Origin of the sequence: Wolbachia endosymbiont of Chrysomya megacephala, from assembly GCF_008245065.1 — a bacterium.
Taxonomy (GTDB): domain Bacteria; phylum Pseudomonadota; class Alphaproteobacteria; order Rickettsiales; family Anaplasmataceae; genus Wolbachia.
Genome location: NZ_CP021120.1, coordinates 717,700 through 739,295 on the forward strand (window position 1 = coordinate 717,700; position 21,596 = coordinate 739,295).

The 21,596-nt window shown below is 34.0% G+C and carries 24 protein-coding genes and 1 pseudogene; 18 read left to right on the forward strand and 7 right to left on the reverse strand.

Features of this window, described 5'->3' with window-relative positions:
• The first annotated feature begins 1 nt into the window (after position 1).
• The 13 genes from rplO (at position 2) to CAI20_RS03550 (ending at position 9,808) form a co-directional block, all read left to right on the forward strand.
• Positions 2-472 (forward strand): 50S ribosomal protein L15, encoded by a 471-nt coding sequence (gene rplO / locus CAI20_RS03490; RefSeq protein WP_007302550.1) that lies wholly within the window; start codon positions 2-4, stop codon positions 470-472.
• A 3-nt stretch (positions 473-475) separates the two neighbouring features.
• Positions 476-1,804: a preprotein translocase subunit SecY gene (gene secY / locus CAI20_RS03495; protein WP_149168805.1), complete on the forward strand. Its 1,329-nt coding sequence runs from the start codon at positions 476-478 to the stop codon at positions 1,802-1,804.
• Positions 1,801-2,442 (forward strand): adenylate kinase family protein, encoded by a 642-nt coding sequence (locus CAI20_RS03500; protein WP_007302552.1) that lies wholly within the window; start codon positions 1,801-1,803, stop codon positions 2,440-2,442. Before secY ends, CAI20_RS03500 begins: the two co-directional genes overlap by 4 nt.
• Positions 2,443-2,501: 59 nt before the next feature.
• Complete coding sequence (gene rpsM / locus CAI20_RS03505) at positions 2,502-2,870, forward strand: 30S ribosomal protein S13 (RefSeq protein ID WP_007302553.1); 369 nt, start codon at positions 2,502-2,504, stop codon at positions 2,868-2,870.
• A 24-nt stretch (positions 2,871-2,894) separates the two neighbouring features.
• Positions 2,895-3,281: a 30S ribosomal protein S11 gene (gene rpsK, locus CAI20_RS03510; RefSeq protein WP_006012273.1), complete on the forward strand. Its 387-nt coding sequence runs from the start codon at positions 2,895-2,897 to the stop codon at positions 3,279-3,281.
• A gap of 20 nt (positions 3,282-3,301) precedes the next feature.
• The gene (locus tag CAI20_RS03515; RefSeq protein WP_007302554.1) at positions 3,302-4,369 is read left to right on the forward strand and encodes a DNA-directed RNA polymerase subunit alpha; all 1,068 of its coding nucleotides are present in this window, start codon (positions 3,302-3,304) and stop codon (positions 4,367-4,369) included.
• Between the two features lie 7 nt (positions 4,370-4,376).
• Positions 4,377-4,805, forward strand: coding sequence for a 50S ribosomal protein L17 (rplQ, locus tag CAI20_RS03520; protein ID WP_010404731.1), 429 nt, complete (start codon positions 4,377-4,379; stop codon positions 4,803-4,805).
• 11 nt (positions 4,806-4,816) lie between these two features.
• Entirely contained in the window at positions 4,817-5,170 is a 354-nt protein-coding gene (locus tag CAI20_RS03525; RefSeq protein ID WP_010404733.1) for a YraN family protein, read from the forward strand.
• A 38-nt stretch (positions 5,171-5,208) separates the two neighbouring features.
• Entirely contained in the window at positions 5,209-5,757 is a 549-nt protein-coding gene (atpH, locus tag CAI20_RS03530) for an ATP synthase F1 subunit delta (RefSeq protein WP_007302557.1), read from the forward strand.
• Entirely contained in the window at positions 5,754-7,295 is a 1,542-nt protein-coding gene (atpA, locus tag CAI20_RS03535) for a F0F1 ATP synthase subunit alpha (protein WP_007302558.1), read from the forward strand. Before atpH ends, atpA begins: the two co-directional genes overlap by 4 nt.
• A gap of 9 nt (positions 7,296-7,304) precedes the next feature.
• Positions 7,305-7,799 (forward strand): transcription elongation factor GreA, encoded by a 495-nt coding sequence (gene greA, locus CAI20_RS03540; protein WP_007302559.1) that lies wholly within the window; start codon positions 7,305-7,307, stop codon positions 7,797-7,799.
• 3 nt (positions 7,800-7,802) lie between these two features.
• Complete coding sequence (gene ribB / locus CAI20_RS03545; RefSeq protein WP_149168806.1) at positions 7,803-8,447, forward strand: 3,4-dihydroxy-2-butanone-4-phosphate synthase; 645 nt, start codon at positions 7,803-7,805, stop codon at positions 8,445-8,447.
• Between the two features lie 71 nt (positions 8,448-8,518).
• The gene (locus CAI20_RS03550) at positions 8,519-9,808 is read left to right on the forward strand and encodes a M48 family metalloprotease (RefSeq protein WP_149168807.1); all 1,290 of its coding nucleotides are present in this window, start codon (positions 8,519-8,521) and stop codon (positions 9,806-9,808) included.
• Between the two features lies 1 nt (position 9,809).
• On the opposite strand, the gene CAI20_RS03555 is transcribed toward CAI20_RS03550, so the two are convergent.
• From CAI20_RS03555 to CAI20_RS06900, 3 genes and pseudogenes are all read right to left on the reverse strand, one after another.
• The gene (locus tag CAI20_RS03555) at positions 9,810-10,145 is read right to left on the reverse strand and encodes a TrbC/VirB2 family protein (RefSeq protein WP_007302562.1); all 336 of its coding nucleotides are present in this window, start codon (positions 10,143-10,145) and stop codon (positions 9,810-9,812) included.
• A 95-nt stretch (positions 10,146-10,240) separates the two neighbouring features.
• On the reverse strand, positions 10,241-10,975 hold the full coding sequence (gene fabG / locus CAI20_RS03560; protein WP_019236930.1) for a 3-oxoacyl-[acyl-carrier-protein] reductase: 735 nt from the start codon (positions 10,973-10,975) through the stop codon (positions 10,241-10,243).
• A 473-nt stretch (positions 10,976-11,448) separates the two neighbouring features.
• Positions 11,449-12,389 (reverse strand): annotated as a pseudogene (locus CAI20_RS06900) (IS5 family transposase).
• Between the two features lie 137 nt (positions 12,390-12,526).
• Between CAI20_RS06900 and CAI20_RS06775 the strand changes: the two are divergent.
• The 3 genes from CAI20_RS06775 (at position 12,527) to CAI20_RS03585 (ending at position 16,933) form a co-directional block, all read left to right on the forward strand.
• Positions 12,527-12,658 (forward strand): hypothetical protein, encoded by a 132-nt coding sequence (locus CAI20_RS06775; protein WP_007302564.1) that lies wholly within the window; start codon positions 12,527-12,529, stop codon positions 12,656-12,658.
• A 65-nt stretch (positions 12,659-12,723) separates the two neighbouring features.
• Positions 12,724-15,378, forward strand: coding sequence for a pyruvate, phosphate dikinase (gene ppdK, locus CAI20_RS03580; protein WP_007302565.1), 2,655 nt, complete (start codon positions 12,724-12,726; stop codon positions 15,376-15,378).
• A 184-nt stretch (positions 15,379-15,562) separates the two neighbouring features.
• Complete coding sequence (locus CAI20_RS03585) at positions 15,563-16,933, forward strand: hypothetical protein (RefSeq protein ID WP_149168808.1); 1,371 nt, start codon at positions 15,563-15,565, stop codon at positions 16,931-16,933.
• Between the two features lie 343 nt (positions 16,934-17,276).
• Here the strand turns inward: CAI20_RS03585 and CAI20_RS03590 are convergent, their stop codons facing one another.
• On the reverse strand, positions 17,277-17,540 hold the full coding sequence (locus CAI20_RS03590) for a hypothetical protein (RefSeq protein WP_063631063.1): 264 nt from the start codon (positions 17,538-17,540) through the stop codon (positions 17,277-17,279).
• Between the two features lie 264 nt (positions 17,541-17,804).
• Here CAI20_RS03590 and CAI20_RS03595 point away from each other — a divergent pair, with 264 nt between their 5' ends.
• Complete coding sequence (locus CAI20_RS03595; protein WP_246111557.1) at positions 17,805-18,839, forward strand: efflux RND transporter periplasmic adaptor subunit; 1,035 nt, start codon at positions 17,805-17,807, stop codon at positions 18,837-18,839.
• 127 nt (positions 18,840-18,966) lie between these two features.
• On the opposite strand, the gene grxD is transcribed toward CAI20_RS03595, so the two are convergent.
• The 3 genes from grxD to CAI20_RS03610 are packed head-to-tail and all read right to left on the reverse strand — an operon-like array spanning position 18,967 to position 20,883.
• Entirely contained in the window at positions 18,967-19,290 is a 324-nt protein-coding gene (gene grxD / locus CAI20_RS03600) for a Grx4 family monothiol glutaredoxin (protein WP_063631065.1), read from the reverse strand.
• A gap of 16 nt (positions 19,291-19,306) precedes the next feature.
• A complete protein-coding gene (locus tag CAI20_RS03605; RefSeq protein WP_006012412.1) occupies positions 19,307-19,525 on the reverse strand; it encodes a BolA/IbaG family iron-sulfur metabolism protein in 219 nt (72 codons plus the stop codon).
• A gap of 38 nt (positions 19,526-19,563) precedes the next feature.
• Entirely contained in the window at positions 19,564-20,883 is a 1,320-nt protein-coding gene (locus CAI20_RS03610; protein ID WP_149168810.1) for a malic enzyme-like NAD(P)-binding protein, read from the reverse strand.
• A 118-nt stretch (positions 20,884-21,001) separates the two neighbouring features.
• On the opposite strand from CAI20_RS03610, the gene pgsA reads away from it, so the two are divergent.
• Positions 21,002-21,544 (forward strand): CDP-diacylglycerol--glycerol-3-phosphate 3-phosphatidyltransferase, encoded by a 543-nt coding sequence (pgsA, locus tag CAI20_RS03615; RefSeq protein ID WP_108784379.1) that lies wholly within the window; start codon positions 21,002-21,004, stop codon positions 21,542-21,544.
• Positions 21,545-21,596: the final 52 nt, after the last annotated feature.

Genomic DNA, 21,596 nt, shown 5'->3' on the forward strand with positions numbered 1-21,596 from the left:
TATGAATGATGCTGTAAAATTAAATTCTATATTTACCAAATTATCTAAGAAAAAGAAGCCTAAATTATTAGGTAGAGGTATTGGTTGTGGTAAAGGTAAAACATCCGGTAGGGGGCATAAAGGGCAGAAAGCGAGAAGTGGCGTTTCTATAAATGGTTTTGAAGGTGGACAGCAGTCTATATATACTCGTTTACCTAAAAGAGGTTTTAAGCCTATACGCAAAAACTTATACTCTATATTTAATGTTGGGGATGTACAGTGCTTAATGGAAGCTAAAAAAATAGTCAAGGATTCTATCATAGATAAGGAGCTACTGCATAAGTTAGGTTTTATCAGATCTGTTAAAAGTAAAATCAAACTTCTTAATAAGGGTAAATTAAGGGAAAAATTTGTGTTTCATGTTGATTTTGCATCAGAAGCTGCAAAAAGATCTGTAGCTTCAGTTGGTGGTAGTGTAGAAATACTATCGTAAATCATGAACAGTAAATTTGCATTTAATAGTTTGGATTCTACGCTGTTATATAAAAGTGATTTACTAAAGCGTATATTTTTTACTCTAATGGCTTTAGTTTGTTATCGTTTAGGCACTTATGTTCCTATTCCTGGAATTAATCTTGATATAATCAATGATATATTTCCAAAAGAGAGTTCTGGTGTTTTTGGAGTATTTAATTTATTTTCTGGTGGCGCTTTAGCTAGAATGACGATCTTGGCGTTAAACGTTATGCCATACATAGTTGCATCCATAGTTATGCAATTATTATCTTCTGCCGTTAAAGGAATCAATGAAATTAAAAATGACGGAGAGTTGGGACGTCGAAAGATGAACTCTTATATACGCTATATGACTATAGTGTTTTGTATCTTTCAATCAATTACGATCTTAATAGGGTTAGAAAGAATGAATAGAGAAGGGGTATTAGTTGTAGTTGAACCTGGTATTATGTTTCGTACTATAGGTGTCTTTAGCCTTTTAGGTGGAACTATATTTTTAATATGGCTTGGTGAGCGGATCAGTGTGAGCGGTATAGGAAATGGTATCTCATTAATCATTTTTACTGGCATAACATCTGAATTACATAATGCTTTATCATCTCTGCTAACATTAAATGAAAATGGTAGTATGTCATTTTTCATTACCCTTTTTGTTATAGCATTGTTTTTTTTACTGCTCCTTTTAGTCATTTTTACAGAATCTTCTTATAGAAAGGTAATTGTTCAATATCCCAAAAAACAGTTTAAAAAATTACATAATGATGATTTTACTTACATTCCATTGAAGATCAATTTATCTGGTGTAATACCAACTATTTTTGCTAACGCAATTCTATTAACGCCTATTTCAATTGCAAATTTCTATAAAGGTCATGCCATTGCTGATTTTATTTTAAACTACTTTATGGCAAATAAAGTGATGTACATTATAACTTACTTAATACTCATAGTGCTTTTTAATTTTTTCTATACCAATTTTATATTTAATCCAGAGGAAAATGCTGATTTTCTTAGGAAAAATGGTGGTTTTATTCCTGGTAGAGGGCCTGGAAAACATACTTCTGATTATCTTCAAGATATAGTTTTTAAATTAACATTTATTGGGTCTGCGTATTTGGTGGTAATATGTACTGTACCTGAAATTATGAGGTATCATTATGATATACCATTTATTTTTGGTGGGACGAGCTTGCTGATTATAGTTAACGTTATTACTGATACTATTATGCAAGTACAATCTTATGTTTTTTCAAATAGGTACGATAGTTGGATAAAGAAATATGAGTCTAAAACAAGGAGACTAAAGTGATTATTACAATTTTTGGTCCTCCTGGCTCTGGTAAGGGTACTCAGTCCAGTTTGTTAATAGCAAAGTATAATTTTAAATTAGTTTCAGTAGGAGATTTATTAAGGAATATTATATCTAGTGAGAGTAAATTAGGTAAAGGAATAAAGGATACTGTTGAATCTGGTAATTTAATTCAAGATGAAGTTATATGTAAATTATTGTGTGACCAGCTTGCATTAATAGATGGTGATTTTTTGTTAGATGGTTTTCCAAGAAATTTAAATCAAGCTCATTTTTTAACTCAAGTTTTGCAAAAAAGATGCAATAGGGATGTTGATCTTGTAATTGAGTTGCAGCTTGACGATAATATTGCAATTGATAGATTAAAAGATCGTCTTACTTGTTTGGATTGTAAAAGTATATATAGTATATCTTCTTTTAAGAATACTACTTGTGCTAAATGTAAAAGTACGAGATTGGAGAAGAGAATTGATGATGCTAATATGCTTGCAATTAATAAGAGGATAAGAGAATATCATTCTCAGATAGAGGGTTTGCGCGAGTATTATAAGGACAAGTTGTTAACAATTAACGCTAATTTGAGTGTTGATAGAGTAATGCAAGAGATTGAAAGTAAAATTTCTTGTAATTTGATTTGACTATAAGTTGTTTTATGGTATAAATTAAGAGTTATTATTAATAAAGTATCGAGGTATCAGTGGCACGTATTGCAGGCATAAATGTTCCAGTGAAGAAGTGTGTTCCTTTTGCATTAACTTATATACATGGTATAGGTATTACTACTGCGAATATAATTTGTCGTAGCTGTAAAATTGATGAGCGTAAGCGTGTTTTAGAATTACAAGATGAAGATATAGAGAAAATTAGTAGTTTTATTAGGCAAAAATATGTCATAGAGGGTGAGCTCAGAAAAAAAGTAGCTATGGATATAAAATCTTTAATGGAAATCGGTTGCTATAGAGGATTAAGGCATAGAAAAGGTTTGCCTGTGAGGGGACAAAGAACCCATACTAATGCTAAAACTCGTAAAGGCAGATCTAAATTGCCTATTGCTGGAAAAAAATAAAATTTGTTATTATCGTGAGTTTTTATGAAAAAAGTTAAAACGGTTGGTAAGAATACAAAAAGGTTTATTACTGGTATTGTCCATATTCGTGCAACTTTTAATAATACTTTTGTAAATGTGACTGATGTTTGTGGTAATACGCTTTACCAGACTTCTGTTGGTGCATGTGGTTTTTCTGGTTCGAGAAAATCCACACCTTATGCTGCAGGTAAGGTTGCCGATTCTGCTGCGAAGAAAGTAATAGAGAGATTTGGTATGAAGGTTGTTTCTGTAATAATTCGTGGTCCTGGTTTTGGTGCAGAAGCTGCAGTTAAAGCACTTCGGAATTGTGGATTGACTGTCACTTCAATTGCAGATAAAACGGCGATACCTCATAATGGGTGTAGACTAAGGAAAAAAAGAAGAGTATAGGATATTTGGAAGGTTTTTGTATGTATTATAGTGATAATGTCTCTTTCTGTGGAAATTTAGATAGATTAACTAAGCCTAATGCGATTAAGGTAATATCAGGTGATTCAAGTAAAAAAAGTGATATAGTTCTAGAACCTTTGGAAAGTGGTTTTGCTTTAACGTTGGGTCATGCATTAAGGCGTGTAATGTTGTCTTCTCTTCGCGGTAGTGCTGTTTATGGAATAAAAATTGAAGGCGTGAATCATGAATTTACTTCGATCCAAGGAGTTAGGGAAGACATAACTGATATAGCATTAAATATGGGCATGTTGAGATGTAAGTTAAATAACACGTCTAATAAGTGCTTAAATTTGAGCGCTAAAGGGCCTTGTCAAGTATTAGCTGGAATGATAGAAACTGATGACCAATGCTCTATTGTTAATAAAGATTTGGTGATATGTACACTAGGTCAAGATGTGGAGCTTAACATTACTATATATATTGCTAGTGGAAAAGGTTATCTTTCTGTAAATAAATATAAAGAAAATGAATTTTTAAAGTCTATGAATGAACAAGATTTAATTGGTTTTATTCCAGTTAATGCTTTATATAGTCCTGTTGAGAGGGTTTCGTATAGAGTAGAGAATAGTCGTGTTGGTCAAGTTACTGATAAAGATAAGCTGATATTGTCAATTGAAACTGATGGTACAATCTCTCCAAGTCAAGCTGTTGACTATGCTGCAAGAATATTACAGGAGCAATTTCAGCCTTTTATTAGTTCTGATATGAGTTATAAAAAATCGCAAGTTTCTTTGTCTAGTGGTGCTAAAGATTTGGGCTATGATCCTGTTCTATTGCGTAAAGTAGATGAAATGGAATTATCTGTTAGATCTCATAACTGTCTGAAAAATGAAAATATCACTTATATAGGTGATCTTGTGCAAAAGACGGAAGTTGAAATGTTAAGAACTGCTAATTTTGGCCGAAAGTCTTTGAATGAAATCAAGGCAATTTTAAATAATTCAGGTTTGTCTTTGGGTATGAATATACCAAATTGGCCGCCTAAGGATATAGATGAACTGGCTAAACAACATACTGATGAGGATTAGGTAGTATATGAAACATGGAATAAAGAAAAATAAACTGTCTCGTTGTACCGAGCATAGGTTATCAATGTTAAAGAATCTATCTATCTCGTTAATTAATCATGAGCAGATTGTAACTACTTTACCAAAGGCTAAAGCACTTCGTCCATATGTGGAAAAGTTTATTACAATTGCTAAGAATAACGATTCTTTACATGGTAGAAGGCTTTTGCTTTCACGTCTTCATAATAGTAAGTTAGTAGTTGATAAATTATTAAGCGTTCTAGCTAATCGTTATCAAGACCGTAAAGGTGGATATTCTAGAATAATAAAATTTGGTACTCGAAAGGGTGATTGCGCTCCAATGGCAGTGATAGAGCTAGTTGATAGAGATATTTCAGCAAAAGGTGAGATTTATAGTAAAAATAAAAAAGGAAGCAAAGTAGTTACACAAAGCTAATTATTCTTTTTATGGTAAGTAGGTTACGCTATTTTGTAGGTTACTTTGGAGAATTGTTAGTTTCGATATATTTAAAGCTGAAATTCTATAATGTTATAAAACGTCGCTTCCGTTGTAAGTTGGGTGAAATTGACTTAATTGTATCTAAAAAAAGGGAGCTGATTTTTATAGAAGTTAAAACAAGTTTATTTGGAAAAGAAGTACCGATATCTCATTTTCAGTGTCAGTCTATTATAAATTCTTCTAAATATTTCTTAAGTAAAAATCTTGATTTTTTAGATTATTCAGTCAGATATGATTTATGTTTTCTTTCCTTAAGGAGAAGACCTATTTATATAAAAAATGCTTGGATTGAACAATGGTAGCTAAAATAATTTAGATTTACTAGAACAGGTAATTGAATATGAAAAACAATAATTTAGTTTCATCTTATGCTAGAGCACTGTTTCATGTCTCAGGAAGCAGATTAGGTATTATAAGAAAAGAAGTAGAATTTTTGTTAGCTTTTTTTAAAGATCAAGATGTTTTTGTGTATCTATCTCATCCTATGGTTTCTCTTTTGCACAAAAAAGAAGCGATACTTTCTATAAAGGAGAACTTGAGTGAAAACTTAGTCAAATTTATTATGGTTACACTTGCAAACAAGCGCTCCCGTTTATTAATCCTTATATTAGAAAAATTCTTAAATCTTGTAAGGGAAAGTGAAAATGAATTGGAAATTACTATAAAATCAGCAGAGATTTTAAAGAAACCTGATATAAAAATAATTACTGAATCTTTGAACTTTCTTGGTAAAATAATAAAAGTCAGTCATGTGGTTGATCCTTCTATACTAGGTGGCTTTGTAGTTAGGTATGGTTTTAACGTGATTGATGCTTCGCTTAAGAGTTATTTGGATAGATTGGTTGATTTGAGTAAAATGGAAATGTTGAAAATAAGGAATTGTATATGAAGAATAGCATAAATGCCTCTGAAGTAGTAAACATAATAAAAGAGAAGGTTGAGACATTTGATAATCCTATAAAACGAGAAAATATAGGTGAAGTAATTTCAGTAACGGATGGTATCACATTGGTCTATGGGCTGGAAAAAGCAAAGTTTGGTGAAAAGGTATCTTTTGCAAGCGGTGTAGAAGGAATAGTTCTTGATTTAGATCATGATACAGCTGGAATAGTTGTGCTTGGCAATGACCGTGATGTAAAAGAAGGGGACGTTGTAAAATGTAGTGGTGATGTTGTACAGGTGCCTGTAGGTCATGAATTATTAGGGAGAGTTGTAAATGCATTAGGCGATCCTATAGACGATGGCGGAGAAATTAGAGCCAAGAACAAAATGTATATAGAATCTAAAGCGCCAGGTATTATTGACCGTAAATCTGTGCATGAACCTCTGCAGACAGGAATTAAAATTATAGATTTGTTGATTCCTATAGGTAGAGGGCAACGTGAATTAATTATTGGCGATAGACAAATTGGTAAAACCACTATTGCGATTGATACTATTATCAATCAGAAGAAGATTAATGATGAGGTAAACGAAAATCAAAAAATTTACTGTGTTTATGTTGCTATTGGACAAAAAATTTCGACAGTAGCAAAAGTGGTGAATAAGCTAAAAGAAAGTGGAGCATTAGAGTATACAACCGTAGTTGTGGCTAGCGCATCTGACTGCGCGCCTATGCAATTTTTAGCACCTTATACCGGTTGCACTATTGGAGAATTTTTCCGTGATAATGGAATGCATTGCTTGGTGGTATATGATGATTTATCTAAGCATGCTGTGGCATATAGGCAGATGTCCTTATTGCTTAGACGTCCTCCTGGTCGTGAAGCTTATCCTGGAGATATATTCTATGTACACTCTCGCTTGCTTGAAAGAGCTGCCAAAATGTCTGATGAAAAAGGACAGGGATCTTTGACTGCTTTGCCGATTATTGAGACTCAGGCTGGCGATGTATCTGCATATGTTCCAACTAATGTGATTTCAATTACCGATGGACAAATTTTTCTTGAGTCTGAATTGTTTCACAAAGGATTTCGCCCTGCAGTGAATATAGGTTTATCGGTTTCTCGGGTTGGCTCTGCTGCACAATTGAAATCTGTGAAAAAAGTTGCTGGTTCTATAAAGCTGAGTTTGGCCCAATATAGAGAACTGGAAGACTTTGCTAAATTTGGTTCTGATCTTGATGCTACTGTTCAATTGTCCTTAAACAAAGGTAAATACCTTATTGAATTATTAAAGCAAAAACAGTATTCACCTATGCAAATAGAAGAGCAAGTATTGCTTATGTATATCTTTTCTAATCTGTATGGTCAATTAAATAAGGTACAGGTGAGCAACATCAATAGGTTCGAGTGTGATCTTATCAATTATTTTCAAACTGTTCACCCTGGAGTTTTAAAAAAGTTGTCGGGTGACATGAATGATGATATAAAAGATGATATTCTTGGTATTGTGAGTGATTTTGTCACTCAATTTAATTGCGTTTAGGCGGTGATTATGACTTCATCCATTGTTAACAAGTTTCCTATTACAAGGGAAGGTTTTGAGAGTATGCAAGTCGAACTTGAGAAATTAAAGGAAGAAAAACCTTCTATCATACAGGCTATTTCTGATGCTCGTGATCAAGGCGATTTATCAGAAAATGCAGAATATCATGCAGCACGGGAGAGATTAAGTTTTATTGAAGGCCGTATAATTGAGGTAGAAAGTAAACTTTCACATGCAGAAGTGATAGAAGTAAAAAATTTGTCTGGTGATACAGTAATGTTTGGTGCAACTGTTACGGTAAGCATGCTCGGTGATGATAACAGTGAAATTGAATATGTTTATAAGATTGTAGGTGGATATGAAGCTGATGCTTCAAAGCAGTTGATCTCTACGGATTCACCACTCGGTAGTGCTTTAATTGGCAAAAAAGTTGGTGAGTATGTGGAAGTGATAGTGCCAAATGGAGAGAAATTGTATAAAATAGTTAAGATTGAGTTTAAGTAAATCATGGTACAAGTAACTTATCCTTCAATTAGTCTACCTGGTATTTCTTCTGTGGAAGATGTATTGAGGGATGCTAGTTCTGGTAAATTATTCATTTTAGTTGACGATGAAAACAGAGAGAATGAAGGTGATCTGATTGTATTAGCTGAGAAATTAGAGCCAGAACATGTGGCTTTTATGGTTAGATACGGTACAGGGATTGTTTGTTTAGCAATGACTAAAGTTCACATGAAAAGGTTAGGCCTTAGTTTCATGGAAAAAAAAAATGTTGGTGAAAATCATACTGCTTTTACTACATCAATTGATGCACGTTATGGTATTACTACGGGTGTTTCAGCTGAGGATAGAACAAAAACTATACATGTTGCTATTGATAAAAATAGAACTCAGGATGACATTATAACTCCCGGTCATATTTTTCCTGTGATTGCACATGAGGGTGGAGTAGAGCAACGTGCTGGTCATACTGAAGCAAGTGTTGAGATAGCTAAGTTAGTGGGATGTAATCATTCTGCAGTTATTTGTGAATTAGTGAATGATGGTGGCTCTATGATGCGCTTACCCCAGTTGCTTGAATTTGCTGAACAACATAATATTAAGTTAACTACCATTGATAAACTTATCAGTTACGTTCAAAATTTAAACTAGCGTTTATAGATTCGTATAGTTTAAGTGTTAAAATACAAAATTCCTCAAAGTTATACAAACAAGGAATTTCCATGTCTAAGCTTTTTGTTTTACTATTTTTTTTCGTATACTGTAATAGCGCTTACTCTGTTAGTATTATTAGAGATAGTGAAGTGGAAGCGGTAGTTAAGGATCTAGCGCAACCTTTATTTTCTGCTGCGGATATTGATAATGATAAAATAAAAGTTTTTATAGTTGATGATAGATCGATTAATGCTTTTGTAATTAACAATAATAGCATTTTCATTCATTTAGGGCTTTTACAATATTCGACTGAACCTTATGTCTTACTTGGTATATTAGCACATGAAATTGCTCATATATCTGCTGGTCATGTATTACAAATGAGTAGTGCTGTAGGTTATTTTCAATCAATAGCAATGATTAGTTATATGGTAGGATTAGTTTCTAGTATTGTCATTAACCCTCAGGTTGCGAGTGCAATCTTGCTTAGTGGTGTAACGCTTAGTTCAAGGTTGTTTTTTAACTATTCTCAAGAGCAAGAGAGTGTAGCAGATAGCTATGCTTTAAGATACCTAGATGAATCTGGCTATGATAATTTGGGTATGAAAGAGATTTTTGACTATTTTAAGAGTATTGAGCATGAAAACACTGAAGAGTATTTCCGCACTCACCCACTTAGTGATAAGCGTATATTTGCTGTACAGAATTATAAGGTTAAAAACAATATAAAACCAATCCTTGCAGATAAATTGCTGAAGTTTGAGCGTATGGTTGCAAAGCTAGACTCTTTTTTTGCTCCTATTCATGTGTTATCTAATAAATATGAAGGTAGTTCTAAGTATGTAAATGCTGTAATTCACTATAGGCAAGGAAAGATAGAAGAGGCTATTACTAAAGTTAATTCATTGATTCAAGAGTCACGCAATGATCCTTATTTATATGAATTAAAAGCGGAGATGTTATACAAAGCTGGAAATTTAAGTGAAGCAATAAAAATGTATGAAGAATCACTTAGATATTTATCTGAGAAGAATAACTATTTAGTGAAACTTGCGTTATCTCATACTTTATTATTACACGGTGAAATAGAGAAGGCAATTTTTTACCTAGAGCAGGTTGCAAACGTAGAAACAAATAACGCCTTTGTCTGGAAGTATTTAAGTATTGCATATAAACGTAGCGCTGATATGGCAATGTATTATTTTGCTTTGACGAAAAAGGCTTGTATTGAAGGTAATTTAGACAAATTTATGAAGTACGCTGAGTTAGCTATTAAAACTTTACCGAAAGACAGTCATTATTTGTTACAGATTGAAGACATGAAGGAACAATACACACAAAAACATCCTGATTTTTAAGTTATTTTTCCCCACACTTGCTCAACATACTATCTTGTTTAATGCTATCGGGTATAATTTTCATTATAATCGCTTTGGCACCAAAAAATACACCACAAAACATACCTAGGGCAAAGAGAGCTGGCCATGGCATTCTACCAAATATTGCAAGCAAAGCTGCACCTATTATGACTACAGTCATAAGTGGCCCACCTATTCCCCAAATATAACCAATAATATTGCATATTACTTGGGCAGTTGTATCATCTATATCAGTAGCAGCATTTGCGTAATCTGAAAAAGAGAGAAACAGCACTATACACAAAGCATTAAAAAATTTTTTTATTATATAGCTCATTCTTTTGCCTCCAAGTAATAAACTAACGCGAAAATAAATTTATATATATACTTATTGTAAAGTAAAACTTATAATTTGTCCATAAATAAGTGTTGCTACATAAATAGCCCACCATTGATGTTAAGCACATGTCCCGTTATATATTTTGCCTCATCGCTTGCTAAAAACAATACTCCTGCTGCTATTTCTTTTCCTGTTCCCATTCTTTTCATTGGGATGTGATCTAATATTTTTTCCTTTTGTCCTTCATTTAAAACTTCAGTCATTTTAGTATCTATAAATCCAGGAGCAATGCAATTTACTGTTACACCGCGACTTGCAACTTCTTTTGCTATAGATTTGCTCATAGCTATTATTCCAGCTTTTGATGCTGCATAATTTACTTGCCCGGCATTTCCTGTCAATCCTACTATTGAAGAAATATTTATGATTCTTCCCCAATTATTTTTAATTAATTTCTTGCATGCTTCTCTATTTAGCTTAAATGTGGAGGTCAAATTAATATCAATCACCTTTTGCCATGCTTCATCTGTCATTCTCAACAATAAGCTGTCTTGTGTAATTCCTGCATTGCATATGAGTCCATCAAAGCCTTTCATCAACTCACTTGCTTTATTTATTAGTTGATTTACCTCTTCAGGATTTGATAAGTTGCAAGGAAGTACGTGAATGTTTTTTTCATATTTTTTAGCAACTTCTTCGAGTATTTCTTTTTTTGTACTAGAAATACATAAAGTTGCTCTGGCCTTATGCATAATTTCTACAATTGCCTGGCCTATTCCGCCTGATGCACCAGTAATCAGAAATTTCTTATTCTCTAATCCAAACATAATAATTTTTATTTGTTCCAGCTCTTAACAGAATATTAAAAGACTTGCAATAGATTTTTTGCATAACTTTCATTTAATAGAAGCTTCTTGATAAATCTTGTGTTTATTGGCGAAATTATGGCGGCTGCATGCCTTTTTTTATTTTTTTCTATTCAGCCTAAACACGCTTCGTTTAAGCGTTAGCACATTATCAATTACAGTAATAAAATCAGCACCATGTGGATTCTTTTGCCTTTTTTTGATTGGTAAATTTCTTAACACTTATAGCTAAAGTAATTTAAGAGAGCCAGCGCGTGACTAGTTCTTATTACTTGATCAGTCTTCTGGATCCCAGTGTCTGGGCACTGGGATGACAGGAGTGTGAGATAAGGCTACATTCATACTCTAACAGGTATGACGGTGTCATTCCAGCACTTGACACTGGAATGGCTTTGTTGCACAGCTCTTCGGATAGTGGGTAATGTATAATAAATTCATGAAGCTATATCAAACTTAGCCATGCCTATTTCAGTAAATTTGTTAAGCAAATAACACTTGAGTAGCAGTTCCTTCTCACGATTAATCTCAGATTTATTCCTAAAACTAAATCCAAATATTTGCTTCAGTCGCGAGAAAAAACTTTCTATATAAGATCTCTTCCAATAATTTATCTCTTTTTTCCACCTCTTCATACCATCTTCATCATATGACTTTATGAGCTTGATTGTAGAATTTCTCTCATTCATATAATCCAACTTCGGATGCTCTACTGCATTATTTTGCGGAGGAATCCTTGTCTTTATGTCAAGCTCATCGCACAGTTTGTATAACTTCTTTCGATCTATCTGCATATATCGTGCTTATGTTATACTTGGTATCCACTCTTTCAATAAGATCACAGGCTCCATAGTGGTCGGAATAAACTCCACTACTGTATTTTGCAGCTATAACTTTTTTACTACCTATCTCTAGCATTACATCTTGTTTGCTCATAGCGGCGATACTTTCTATCTGTACCATTTGCCTTACTATGGCCTGGAATATTATTGTAGATGCTGATACCTGTACTATCTATAGCAATTTCAATATCTTCCATATCGTTCTTATCAACTCTGCAGTCGTTGATTTTGATATTAAGCTTTTTAAACCTTCTTGAAGCCTGCGAATAGCTGATAATTTGCAAAATTTTCCCTATTTGCTCAAGATATTTCTCTATAAATCCCACTGTTTGCCTAAGACCAATCCTGAATAGATAGGTTATTATGTGAATTAGAATCACTACTTTGTCGCTGTAGACATTGTTGCCACCTGCTACTTTTGGACTATTTTCGTACCAATTTTCAATGGCATCGTTGATATAATGAAAAACATTTCCCCTTTCTTGAAGAAATTTGTTATATTCATTGCAGTTACTGACTTTCATTCTTATTGGCATATTTTTCCTTTGTCGGCTAAATATCTATTTTATAACAAATTCCATCAGTAACTGCCTGTTCTTTCCTTGAGTGGTGCAACAAAGCCCACTGGAATCCAGAAGTCTTTACTATAAATAAGCATATTGAGCACAAAATTATGCTAAAACACAACGTTTTTGTTGAGATTATGGACGAACTGGATTCCAGCGTCATGCGCTGGAATGACATCATAGAGGTCATTGAGATGACAGAAAAGAGTACTGGAATGAAAGGAAAAGAGGCTATTTAATTGTGCTGAATTTTACAAAATTTATTACTCCTGCCTGACAAATTTATTAGAATAGTATGTATAGTATGTTTATTAGTGAAAATCCGAAAAAAATGCAAGAAAAGTTAATATATTACTTTAGCCAAAGCAACTGTGAAGGTAATGCAGCAATGAGAAATCTACTAGGAGGGAAGGGAGCAAATCTGGCAGAGATGTGTAACATTGGCATTCCTGTTCCACCTGGTTTTACAATTTCCACTGCTGTTTGTCAGGCCTATTGTCAAGATAATGAATTGTCTTGTGATCTACGTAACGAGATAAAAAACTACATGGCGATGCTCGAAAGTGACATCGGTTGTAAATTCGGGGATTCAAATAATCCTTTATTAGTTTCCATACGCTCTGGTAGTGTGAATTCAATGCCGGGCATGCTCGATACAGTCCTAAATGTTGGCCTAAATGATGCAACCGTTGTTGGGCTTGCAAAAAAAAGTGGCGAACGTTTTGCCTATGATAGCTACTGTCGTTTCATCATGATGTACTCGAGTGTTGTACTACAGCTTGACCATCACTTATTTCAAGACATTGTTGATAGTGAACAGCAAAAAAGTGGAGCAAAAAGCTTAGCTGATCTTAATGTTGATGTTTTAAAGAAAATTGTTAATGATTTTAAAGAGATAGTATGTGAAAAAACTGGAAAGCATTTCCCGCAGAACGTTGAAGAGCAATTGTTAAACTCGGTTAATGCAGTATTTGCCTCTTGGAAAAACGATAGGGCTGTTTCCTATAGAAGAATACATAATATTCCTGAAAACCTTGGAACTGCAGTTAATGTACAAGCAATGGTTTTTGGTAATCTGAATGATAATTCAGCAACTGGTGTGATATTTACAAGGAATCCTTCAACTGGAGAAAAAAAGCTTTTTGGTGAGTTTTTAGTTAATGCTCAGGGTGAGGATGTGGTTTCTGGTGTTTATACTCCTATGCCAATTGACGGGGAGCAAGAAAGTACCATGGAGAAGTTGCTACCAAGTGTCTACCGAGAATTATGCGCGGTATGTGAAAAACTTGAAAGGCATAATAAGGACATGCAGGATATCGAATTTACTGTACAGGACGGTAAGTTATGGATTTTGCAGACCAGGTCTGGCAAGCGCACAGCCGAAGCTGCTATTCGCATAATAGTTGATATGGTAGAAGAAGGAGCGATTACAAAAGAGGAAGGAATATTGAGAATTGATCCAAAAACTTTTGACAATTTATTGCATCCAGTTCTTGATGTTAAAATCGATCAAGAAGTAATAGGCAAAGGACTGCCAGCTTCTCCAGGTGTTGCTTCTGGATATGTAGTATTCAGTGCAAGTGATGCTGAAAAAGCTGCAGAGCAGGGTAAAAAAGTAATTTTGGTAAGATCAGAGACGAGCCCTGAAGATATTAATGGAATGAATGCTGCAAGTGGAATAGTAACAGCGCGAGGAGGTATGACCTCGCATGCCGCTGTTGTAACTCGTGGAATGGGTAAACCATGCATTTGTAGTCTAAATGGACTTTATATTGATAAAGATGAAAAATTTCTTTCTATGGGGGATATAAAAGTAAATAAAGGTGAATCAATCACCATCAATGGAGGAACAGGAGAGGTTATGCTTGGTATTCTTCCTACAATTTTGCCTGAATTATCTCAAGAATTCAAAACGATAATTAACTGGGTAGATGAAATCAAAACAGTGAAGGTGAGAGCGAATGCTGATACTCCAAAAGATGCAAAAATTGCAAAAGAATTCGGTTCAGAAGGTATAGGATTATGTCGCACAGAACATATGTTTTTTGCTAGTGATAGAATCGAATTCATTCAAAAGTTGATAATAGCTGATGATGAAAATGAAAGGACAAATGCATTAAATAAACTCGAAGAAATGCAAAAGTCTGATTTCAAAGAAATATTTTCTATTATGGAGGGCAGGGAGGTTACTATACGTTTACTTGATCCACCTCTACATGAGTTTTTGCCCCACAATCAATCTATTATAGAGAAAATTGCCAAATCACTGAATAAGTCAGTTGAATCAGTAAAAAATAAAATAGCACAGTTATCAGAAAAAAATCCAATGCTTGGCCATCGAGGTTGTAGACTTGCTATTTCTCATCCTGAAATATATGGCATGCAAATTAGGGCAATACTCAGTGCTGCAAGTGAATTAAGGAAAGAAAAGAAGATAGAAGTGAAACCTGAAATCATGATTCCTTTTATCATGAGTGAGAAAGAGTTTATTCTGATATGCGAGTTAATAAAGAAAGAAGCCGAAAATTTCGATGTGAACTATTCAATTGGAACGATGATAGAACTGCCAAGAGCAGCACTTATTGCTGACAAACTCGCAAAACACGCAGAATTTTTTAGTTTTGGCACTAATGATTTAACACAAACAACTATGGGACTTTCACGAGATGATTCAGTTAATTTCCTCGATTCTTATAAGGAAAGCAACATATTCAAAAACGATCCCTTTGAGGTGCTAGATGTCGAAGGGGTAGGGGAATTAATCAGAATAGCTATCGAAAGGGGCAAAAAAACCAGAAAAGAAATTAAACTTGGTATATGTGGAGAGCATGGAGCGAATCCACAGTCCATAGAGTTTTTCATCAAATCAGGGGTTGATTATGTGTCATGCTCGCCTTATAGAGTACTGGTTGCAAAATTAGTGGCAGCACAGCTTAGCATAAGTTTGTTGGGTAAATAGCGATAACTAACTGTGCGAACATAGATTCGGCTAACAAGTAGCGGAATGATGATTTTTCAAATTGTCGATAAATCTAAGTCAGTTTAGCTATTTTGCTGCTGCTTTTTCTTTTCTTAATATCTTAAGAAAGATTGACTTTTTGTCTAAAATAATATAGGATAAAATAATAGTGAGTGAGGTAAAAATGTCAATATCAAAAGAACGTAAGGAATATTTACTAGAAAAGTTTAAATATGCTGCCAAAGAATTTGGCAAGTCTGGTACAAAGTCCAATCATCTAGCAGTACCAAAGGAACAGCAACTCTCTATTGATTTAGGTAATAGAAAAGTTTTTGGTATCATAAATAAGATTCTGTATTGGATAGAGAATAATTTTACTTATTTTTTTCCACGATATAATTTGTTTCCAGAAGTTGGAGTTGAAGGAAGAAAAATTCCTGGAACTGATACAAGGGTTAAGTATTTTAACTCTGATGAACAATTTGATCAAAGAAAATTTATTGGCGAGCAAGATGGGGAACTTAAGTTATACAACTTAGAGGGCAAATTATATGATACAACTGATAAAATTAGTAAGGATAAAAAAGGTTGTGTAGCTTATGTGATCACGCTTGACGGAAAGCTAGTAACTCATGAACATATTAATGTTAACAAAAGCGAATGGGCTTATCGTCATTCAACTCTTGCAGGTGGTAAGCCAGTTTTATGTTCTGGTTTAATGAAAGTGGTAAATGGTGAAATAACTTATATAGACAATAATAGTGGGCATTATAAACCAGAACCAGCAAACTTATACAATGCAGTGAAAAAATTAGAAGGTCTATTTTCGAAAGATGCAAAAGTTGTTTGCCTACCATATTGGATTAGCTTGAAAGAACAAATTCCGCTTATACGCAAAATTACTCTAGCCAAACGAGAGCCAGTAGAGGAATTCTTGAAAAGGATGGAGAAAAAAGGAAAAGATGGATTGACTCAATATGAAAGACATTTTGAAAAGATAAAGAAATTTAATGAGCAATATGAACAAAAATTGCTTCTTGCAAACTATAAGTCACCTACAAATGAACTGTCCTACAAACCAACTATACATAAAAAACACAGATTGAAATACTCTGAATATATTAACTTACACCTTAATTTTTTGAAAGAGTTTGATAAAAATCCTGAAGTGCAAAAAATAGCAATAGAACATTCAATAAGAAGGGTTATTGGAGCAAATTATGGCCATAAGCCTACAGTTGCGCTTGCTAAGGCACAGGTAATAGATAAAGATGGAAAGCTGCAAGAAACGGACGAAATAGTAGGTATAAATGTTGCTTTTCACCATGAGAATGATCGTGATGGCTTTGCTAAACTTCTAGATTTTAAAAAGTATAGCTATATTTGCGAACCTCATTTGCAAGATAAAAAAAATAGAGCAGATATGGAAAAATTAATGCCCAATAAACATACAGTTTTTATGAGTACAGACCAGGCTAATAAATTTATAAAGGGCACTTTACAAATTAAAATTGATAGTGTTGAGCAATTGGGTGTTGGTTTAGTGATGGGCTAAAGCTCTGTTTAAATATATGCTAATATATCCTCATCAGGGTGGCAAAATAGGTAGACGAGAGAAATACAACCATAGAAACAAATGGTTGTCATGAAAGTAACTGATACTGGATTCTTTTCTCGATTCCAGTGTCAGCTACTTGAATGACACCCTTTTAGTTGCTGTACAAACATTGTGGTACAACAGACCAAGATAGAGTTAATAGGATCTCCTCTTCCTGAAAATACGGAAAGTCAGTAAAAAAAAGCTCAGGCATTAGCACTTCAGCGCTACAGTTGAGTCAATATGAGAGAGTAAGTCTACAAAAGTAGACTTACTAATTGAACTTTGATCCTTTATTTTACTATAGAACAGACACTGAATCTGCGAGATCATAGAATTTATTTCCAATCTCTCTGAATGTACTACTTATATCAATAGGTGTCGACTCTTCTTGTGAATCAGATTTAAATAAGCCATGAGTATCTTTCAGATGACAGTACCACTTGCAGTTATTTTGCTCTGCTGTTACCTGCCAACTATTACCTGGTGACTTTTCTTCACATTCTCTATAGCAATCATGAAGTGCCTTCCATTGAAATGGAGGGTTTAGTACAGGATTTGTCATAATATACTCCTTAATTATAAAACTAACACTACGTTAGTACTTATATGCTAATATAATGTTAATTCTTATATTGACATAATAACTTTTCGGATAAGGTTTCTTGATTAAAAATTGCATTTTAGCAAACTTACTTAATTTTAGGAAAATTTGCTCACATAAAACTGTTTATAGAGTGACAATAGATGTATTATACTTACACTTTTGATTCGAAAGTTTATGCAGTTATTTCTAACAAGATTGGTCAATAAATTTTACTGCTTAAGGATGAGAAGCAAAGTAATCATTGTTTCCAGTATTGCTCTTATTCTACTGTTTTTTATCAACAGTACGTTTTTAAAAAAAGATCAAGCAGTTAATAGTGATAATCCAACTAGTAGTTTTTCAGTAAAAACTCAGGATTATACTCCACAAAATCGCACTGTATATTTAAATTTTTCTGGTACAGTAAATCCCTTGCATAGGGCAAGCCTTGTCTCAAGAACAAGTGGTCAAGTTATTGCTATTTATTTGTCTGATGGTGAAAAAGTAAAAAGAGGCGATGTAATTTTAAAGATAGAAGATTATGACAGAGTTGAGCAAGTTGAAAAAGCCAAAGCTTTATTAAAGCAGCGTGAAATTGAGTATGATTCCTCTCGAAAATTGAATACAAAAGGGTATGGAGCACAAATAAAAGTGGAAGCAGCTTTTACTGCATTGCAGAGTGCAAAAGCTGACCTAAAAAGGCTAGAGTTGGATTTGGAAAATACTGCGATTAAATCCCCTATTGATGGTTATGTAGATAAGATCAACGTAAATGAAGGGGATTTTGTTAATTCTGGACAGAAGATAACTGACATAGTTAATTTTGATCAAGTTCTTGTAGTGTTGTATGTTTCAGAAAATGAAGTAAATAAAATAAAACTGGGTAGTGCAGCGCAAATTAATTTGCTAGACGGAAGGGAATTAGTAGGTGAAGTGAGTTTTATTAGTAAAATTGCTGAGCCTAAAACTGGATCTTATAGAGTGGAGGTAAAGGTAACTGATAATGAGATTATATCCTTGCAAGGACTGACTGCTAGTGTAAGCCTCCCTTCAGGTGAAAGATTTGCATATAAAATTCCTTCTTCGGCCTTAAGTTTAAGTGATGATGGCGTTCTTGGAATAAAGATTGTTGATAACAATAATTATGTAGTATTTACAGCAATAGAAATTGTTGATCATGAAGATGATGGTGTTTGGGTGGTGGTAAATAACGAAGATAAGCCTATAAAGTTAATAACATTGGGCCATCTATTTGTTAAGCCTGGTGATAAGGTATAACTCCAGTGTCAGCTACTTTCATGACATCGAGTTCTGTGATTCAAGTAGCTGACACTGAAATCCAGAAAAGAAGGTAGTGTCTGGACACTGACACTATGTTTTTATTTTGCCACTTTGCTGTGTAAACTTACTCCGCAATAACCTTTTTTTCTTTTAACAAATTTTGTAATTCACCTTTTTCATACATCTCGCGGATTATGTCACAGCCACCAATAAACTCTCCCTTTATATATATTTGTGGAATTGTTGGCCAATCAGAAAAACTTTTTATGGACTGACGTATTTCATCATTCTCAAGTACGTTGATGCATTTAAACTTTACATTCAAATTTTTGAGAATTGATACGACGAGCCCAGAGAATCCGCATTGAGGAAAGTCAGAGGTGCCTTTCATATACAGCACTACATCGTTTTCTGCTATGTCTTTTTTTATTTGTTCAAAGTTGTTCATAAATATCACCTTAATTTTAAGCTCCAGTTTCTAGTTGCAATGCATGTATAGACTGACCTTCAAGAGCCTTGTATACCATTCTGTGTTGTTCTATTTTTGTCTTTCCAGAGAAACACTTGGAAGTTATTTTTAAATGGTAGTGATCATCATCTCCAGCAAGGTCTTTAATTTTTATATCAGCATCAGGAAATGATTGTTTGATAATTTTCTCTAACTCGTGAATTGTAATAGTCATCAGTTTATTTTAATTATAAGTCTAAAATATGCAATTGATTATTGTGAAGACAATAGATTCAGCGTGCTGAGAGCACTAGCAAGACGAGATTTTAACTGACTTGCATACTCATTCCAGTCCTTTATTTCCTTTCTTGCTACACCTGAGGTAACTGCAGCTTTTGCAACAGCAGGAGATACTATAGAAATTAATCTTGGGTCAAATGGAGTAGGTATTATATATTCACGTCCATAGCTCATTTTACGACCACCATAGGCTGCAGATATCTCGTGCGGCACTGGCTCGCGAGCAAGCTTTGCTATTGCATCTGCAGCAGCAATTTTCATTTCATCATTTATTGTCGTTGCATGTACGTCGAGTGTTCCTCTGAATATGTAAGGAAATCCCATTACGTTATTGACTTGGTTGTTATAGTCTGACCTACCAGTTGCAATTATTGCATCTGGCCTTACAGATTTTGCAAATTCAGGACTTATTTCTGGATCAGGGTTAGCAAGAGCAAAAATGATTGGGTCTTTACCCATGCTTTTTAACATCTCTTCACTGAGCACATCCTTTGCAGAGAGTCCGATGAATACATCAGCATCTTTTATGGCATCGAGCAAGGAACGTTCTTTAGTGTCAATTGCATATTTTTCTTTCCACTCATTCATATCCTCTTTTCTGTCTTTGTGTATTACTCCTTGTTTGTCACATAGTACTATGTTCTTAGCACCCATAGACTTCAGTATTTCCAAACACGCAATACCAGCTGCTCCAGCACCATTCATGATGATCTTTACATTTCCTAATTTCTTTCCAACAATATCGAGGGCATTTTCTATACCAGCTGCAACAACCACTGCAGTTCCGTGTTGATCATCGTGGAAAACTGGAATATCCATCAATTCATTTAGACGTTTCTCTATTATGAAACAGTCAGGAGATCTTATATCTTCTAGATTTATTCCCCCCCAACTTGGGCCAAGATACCTTACTGCATTGATGAAATCTTCTATGTTTTCTGTGTCAACTTCTATATCAATTGCATCAATGTCAGCAAAACGCTTAAATAAAACAGCTTTGCCTTCCATGACGGGTTTTGAAGCAAGAGGACCGATATTACCAAGTCCCAGTACTGCGGTGCCATTTGAAATAACAGCTACATAATTGCTTTTTGCCGTGTAATCATAAACAGCTTTAGGATTTTTAGCTATTGCAAGACATGGGGCTGCAACACCAGGAGAATAAGCAAGTGATAGATCATACTGTGTGGATAAGGGTTTTGTCGGTATGATCGATACTTTACCAGGTTTACTATTCCTATTGTGATACTCAAGTGCCTCTTGTTTTGTGGTGTTATCTAAATCATTATTCATGCTTTGAGCTTATTGTTAGTAATTTTTAAGTATATGGGGTTTTTATGAATGTTCAACTATTAGCTTGTGAACTCGATTGTACTTCTGTATAAGTTTATCTACTCATAGTGTGATTTACATGCTTAAGAAAAACTTGCCTAATTTGCTAACAATTTCTCGTGCACTCGCGATACCGGCAATAATATCAAGCTTTTATATAGAAAGTAAATATGCAAGTCTAATAACAATATTGATCTTTGTATTTGCGTGCATTACAGATTTTTTTGATGGTTATTTAGCGCGTGCATGGAAAGTCCAATCGAATTTTGGCAAATTATTTGACCCAATTGCTGATAAGTTAGTAGTAGTTTCAACAATAATCATGCTAGTTTATAAGCAAAAAATAGATGATGTTACAATTATACCGTCAGTTATAATTGTTTGTAGGGAGATATTAGTTTCGGGTTTACGAGAGTTTTTGATAGCTACAAACGTTAGTCTACCTGTGAGCAAAGCTGGGAAAATTAAAACATTTTTTCAGATGGTTGCTATAGTGGCATTAATAATGAGTGATTATGAAGCAACTAAATATATAGGTGTGGTTTGCTTATGGGCTGCGGCTGTTATGACTATGTGGTCAGGCTATAATTACGTTCTAGCTGGCATCAAACAGATTGACTAAATTGCTTAAGAGTATACAAAGAAGGTTAATAATTTCATAACATTGACTTAGT

Bases quoted from the DNA above. Each gene is read 5' to 3' on its own strand.
- rplO (WP_007302550.1), top strand. From the start codon at position 2: ATGAATGATGCTGTAAAATTAAATTCTATATTTACCAAATTATCTAAG.
- secY (WP_149168805.1), top strand. From the start codon at position 476: ATGAACAGTAAATTTGCATTTAATAGTTTGGATTCTACGCTGTTATAT.
- rpsK (WP_006012273.1), top strand. From the start codon at position 2,895: ATGAAAAAAGTTAAAACGGTTGGTAAGAATACAAAAAGGTTTATTACT.
- CAI20_RS03515 (WP_007302554.1), top strand. From the start codon at position 3,302: ATGTATTATAGTGATAATGTCTCTTTCTGTGGAAATTTAGATAGATTA.
- rplQ (WP_010404731.1), top strand. From the start codon at position 4,377: ATGAAACATGGAATAAAGAAAAATAAACTGTCTCGTTGTACCGAGCAT.
- CAI20_RS03525 (WP_010404733.1), top strand. From the start codon at position 4,817: ATGGTAAGTAGGTTACGCTATTTTGTAGGTTACTTTGGAGAATTGTTA.
- atpH (WP_007302557.1), top strand. From the start codon at position 5,209: ATGAAAAACAATAATTTAGTTTCATCTTATGCTAGAGCACTGTTTCAT.
- atpA (WP_007302558.1), top strand. From the start codon at position 5,754: ATGAAGAATAGCATAAATGCCTCTGAAGTAGTAAACATAATAAAAGAG.
- greA (WP_007302559.1), top strand. From the start codon at position 7,305: ATGACTTCATCCATTGTTAACAAGTTTCCTATTACAAGGGAAGGTTTT.
- ribB (WP_149168806.1), top strand. From the start codon at position 7,803: ATGGTACAAGTAACTTATCCTTCAATTAGTCTACCTGGTATTTCTTCT.
- CAI20_RS03550 (WP_149168807.1), top strand. From the start codon at position 8,519: ATGTCTAAGCTTTTTGTTTTACTATTTTTTTTCGTATACTGTAATAGC.
- CAI20_RS03555 (WP_007302562.1), bottom strand. From the start codon at position 10,145: ATGAGCTATATAATAAAAAAATTTTTTAATGCTTTGTGTATAGTGCTG.
- fabG (WP_019236930.1), bottom strand. From the start codon at position 10,975: ATGTTTGGATTAGAGAATAAGAAATTTCTGATTACTGGTGCATCAGGC.
- CAI20_RS06775 (WP_007302564.1), top strand. From the start codon at position 12,527: ATGCTAAAACACAACGTTTTTGTTGAGATTATGGACGAACTGGATTCC.
- ppdK (WP_007302565.1), top strand. From the start codon at position 12,724: ATGTTTATTAGTGAAAATCCGAAAAAAATGCAAGAAAAGTTAATATAT.
- CAI20_RS03585 (WP_149168808.1), top strand. From the start codon at position 15,563: ATGTCAATATCAAAAGAACGTAAGGAATATTTACTAGAAAAGTTTAAA.
- CAI20_RS03590 (WP_063631063.1), bottom strand. From the start codon at position 17,540: ATGACAAATCCTGTACTAAACCCTCCATTTCAATGGAAGGCACTTCAT.
- CAI20_RS03595 (WP_246111557.1), top strand. From the start codon at position 17,805: ATGAGAAGCAAAGTAATCATTGTTTCCAGTATTGCTCTTATTCTACTG.
- grxD (WP_063631065.1), bottom strand. From the start codon at position 19,290: ATGAACAACTTTGAACAAATAAAAAAAGACATAGCAGAAAACGATGTA.
- CAI20_RS03605 (WP_006012412.1), bottom strand. From the start codon at position 19,525: ATGACTATTACAATTCACGAGTTAGAGAAAATTATCAAACAATCATTT.
- CAI20_RS03610 (WP_149168810.1), bottom strand. From the start codon at position 20,883: ATGAATAATGATTTAGATAACACCACAAAACAAGAGGCACTTGAGTAT.
- pgsA (WP_108784379.1), top strand. From the start codon at position 21,002: ATGCTTAAGAAAAACTTGCCTAATTTGCTAACAATTTCTCGTGCACTC.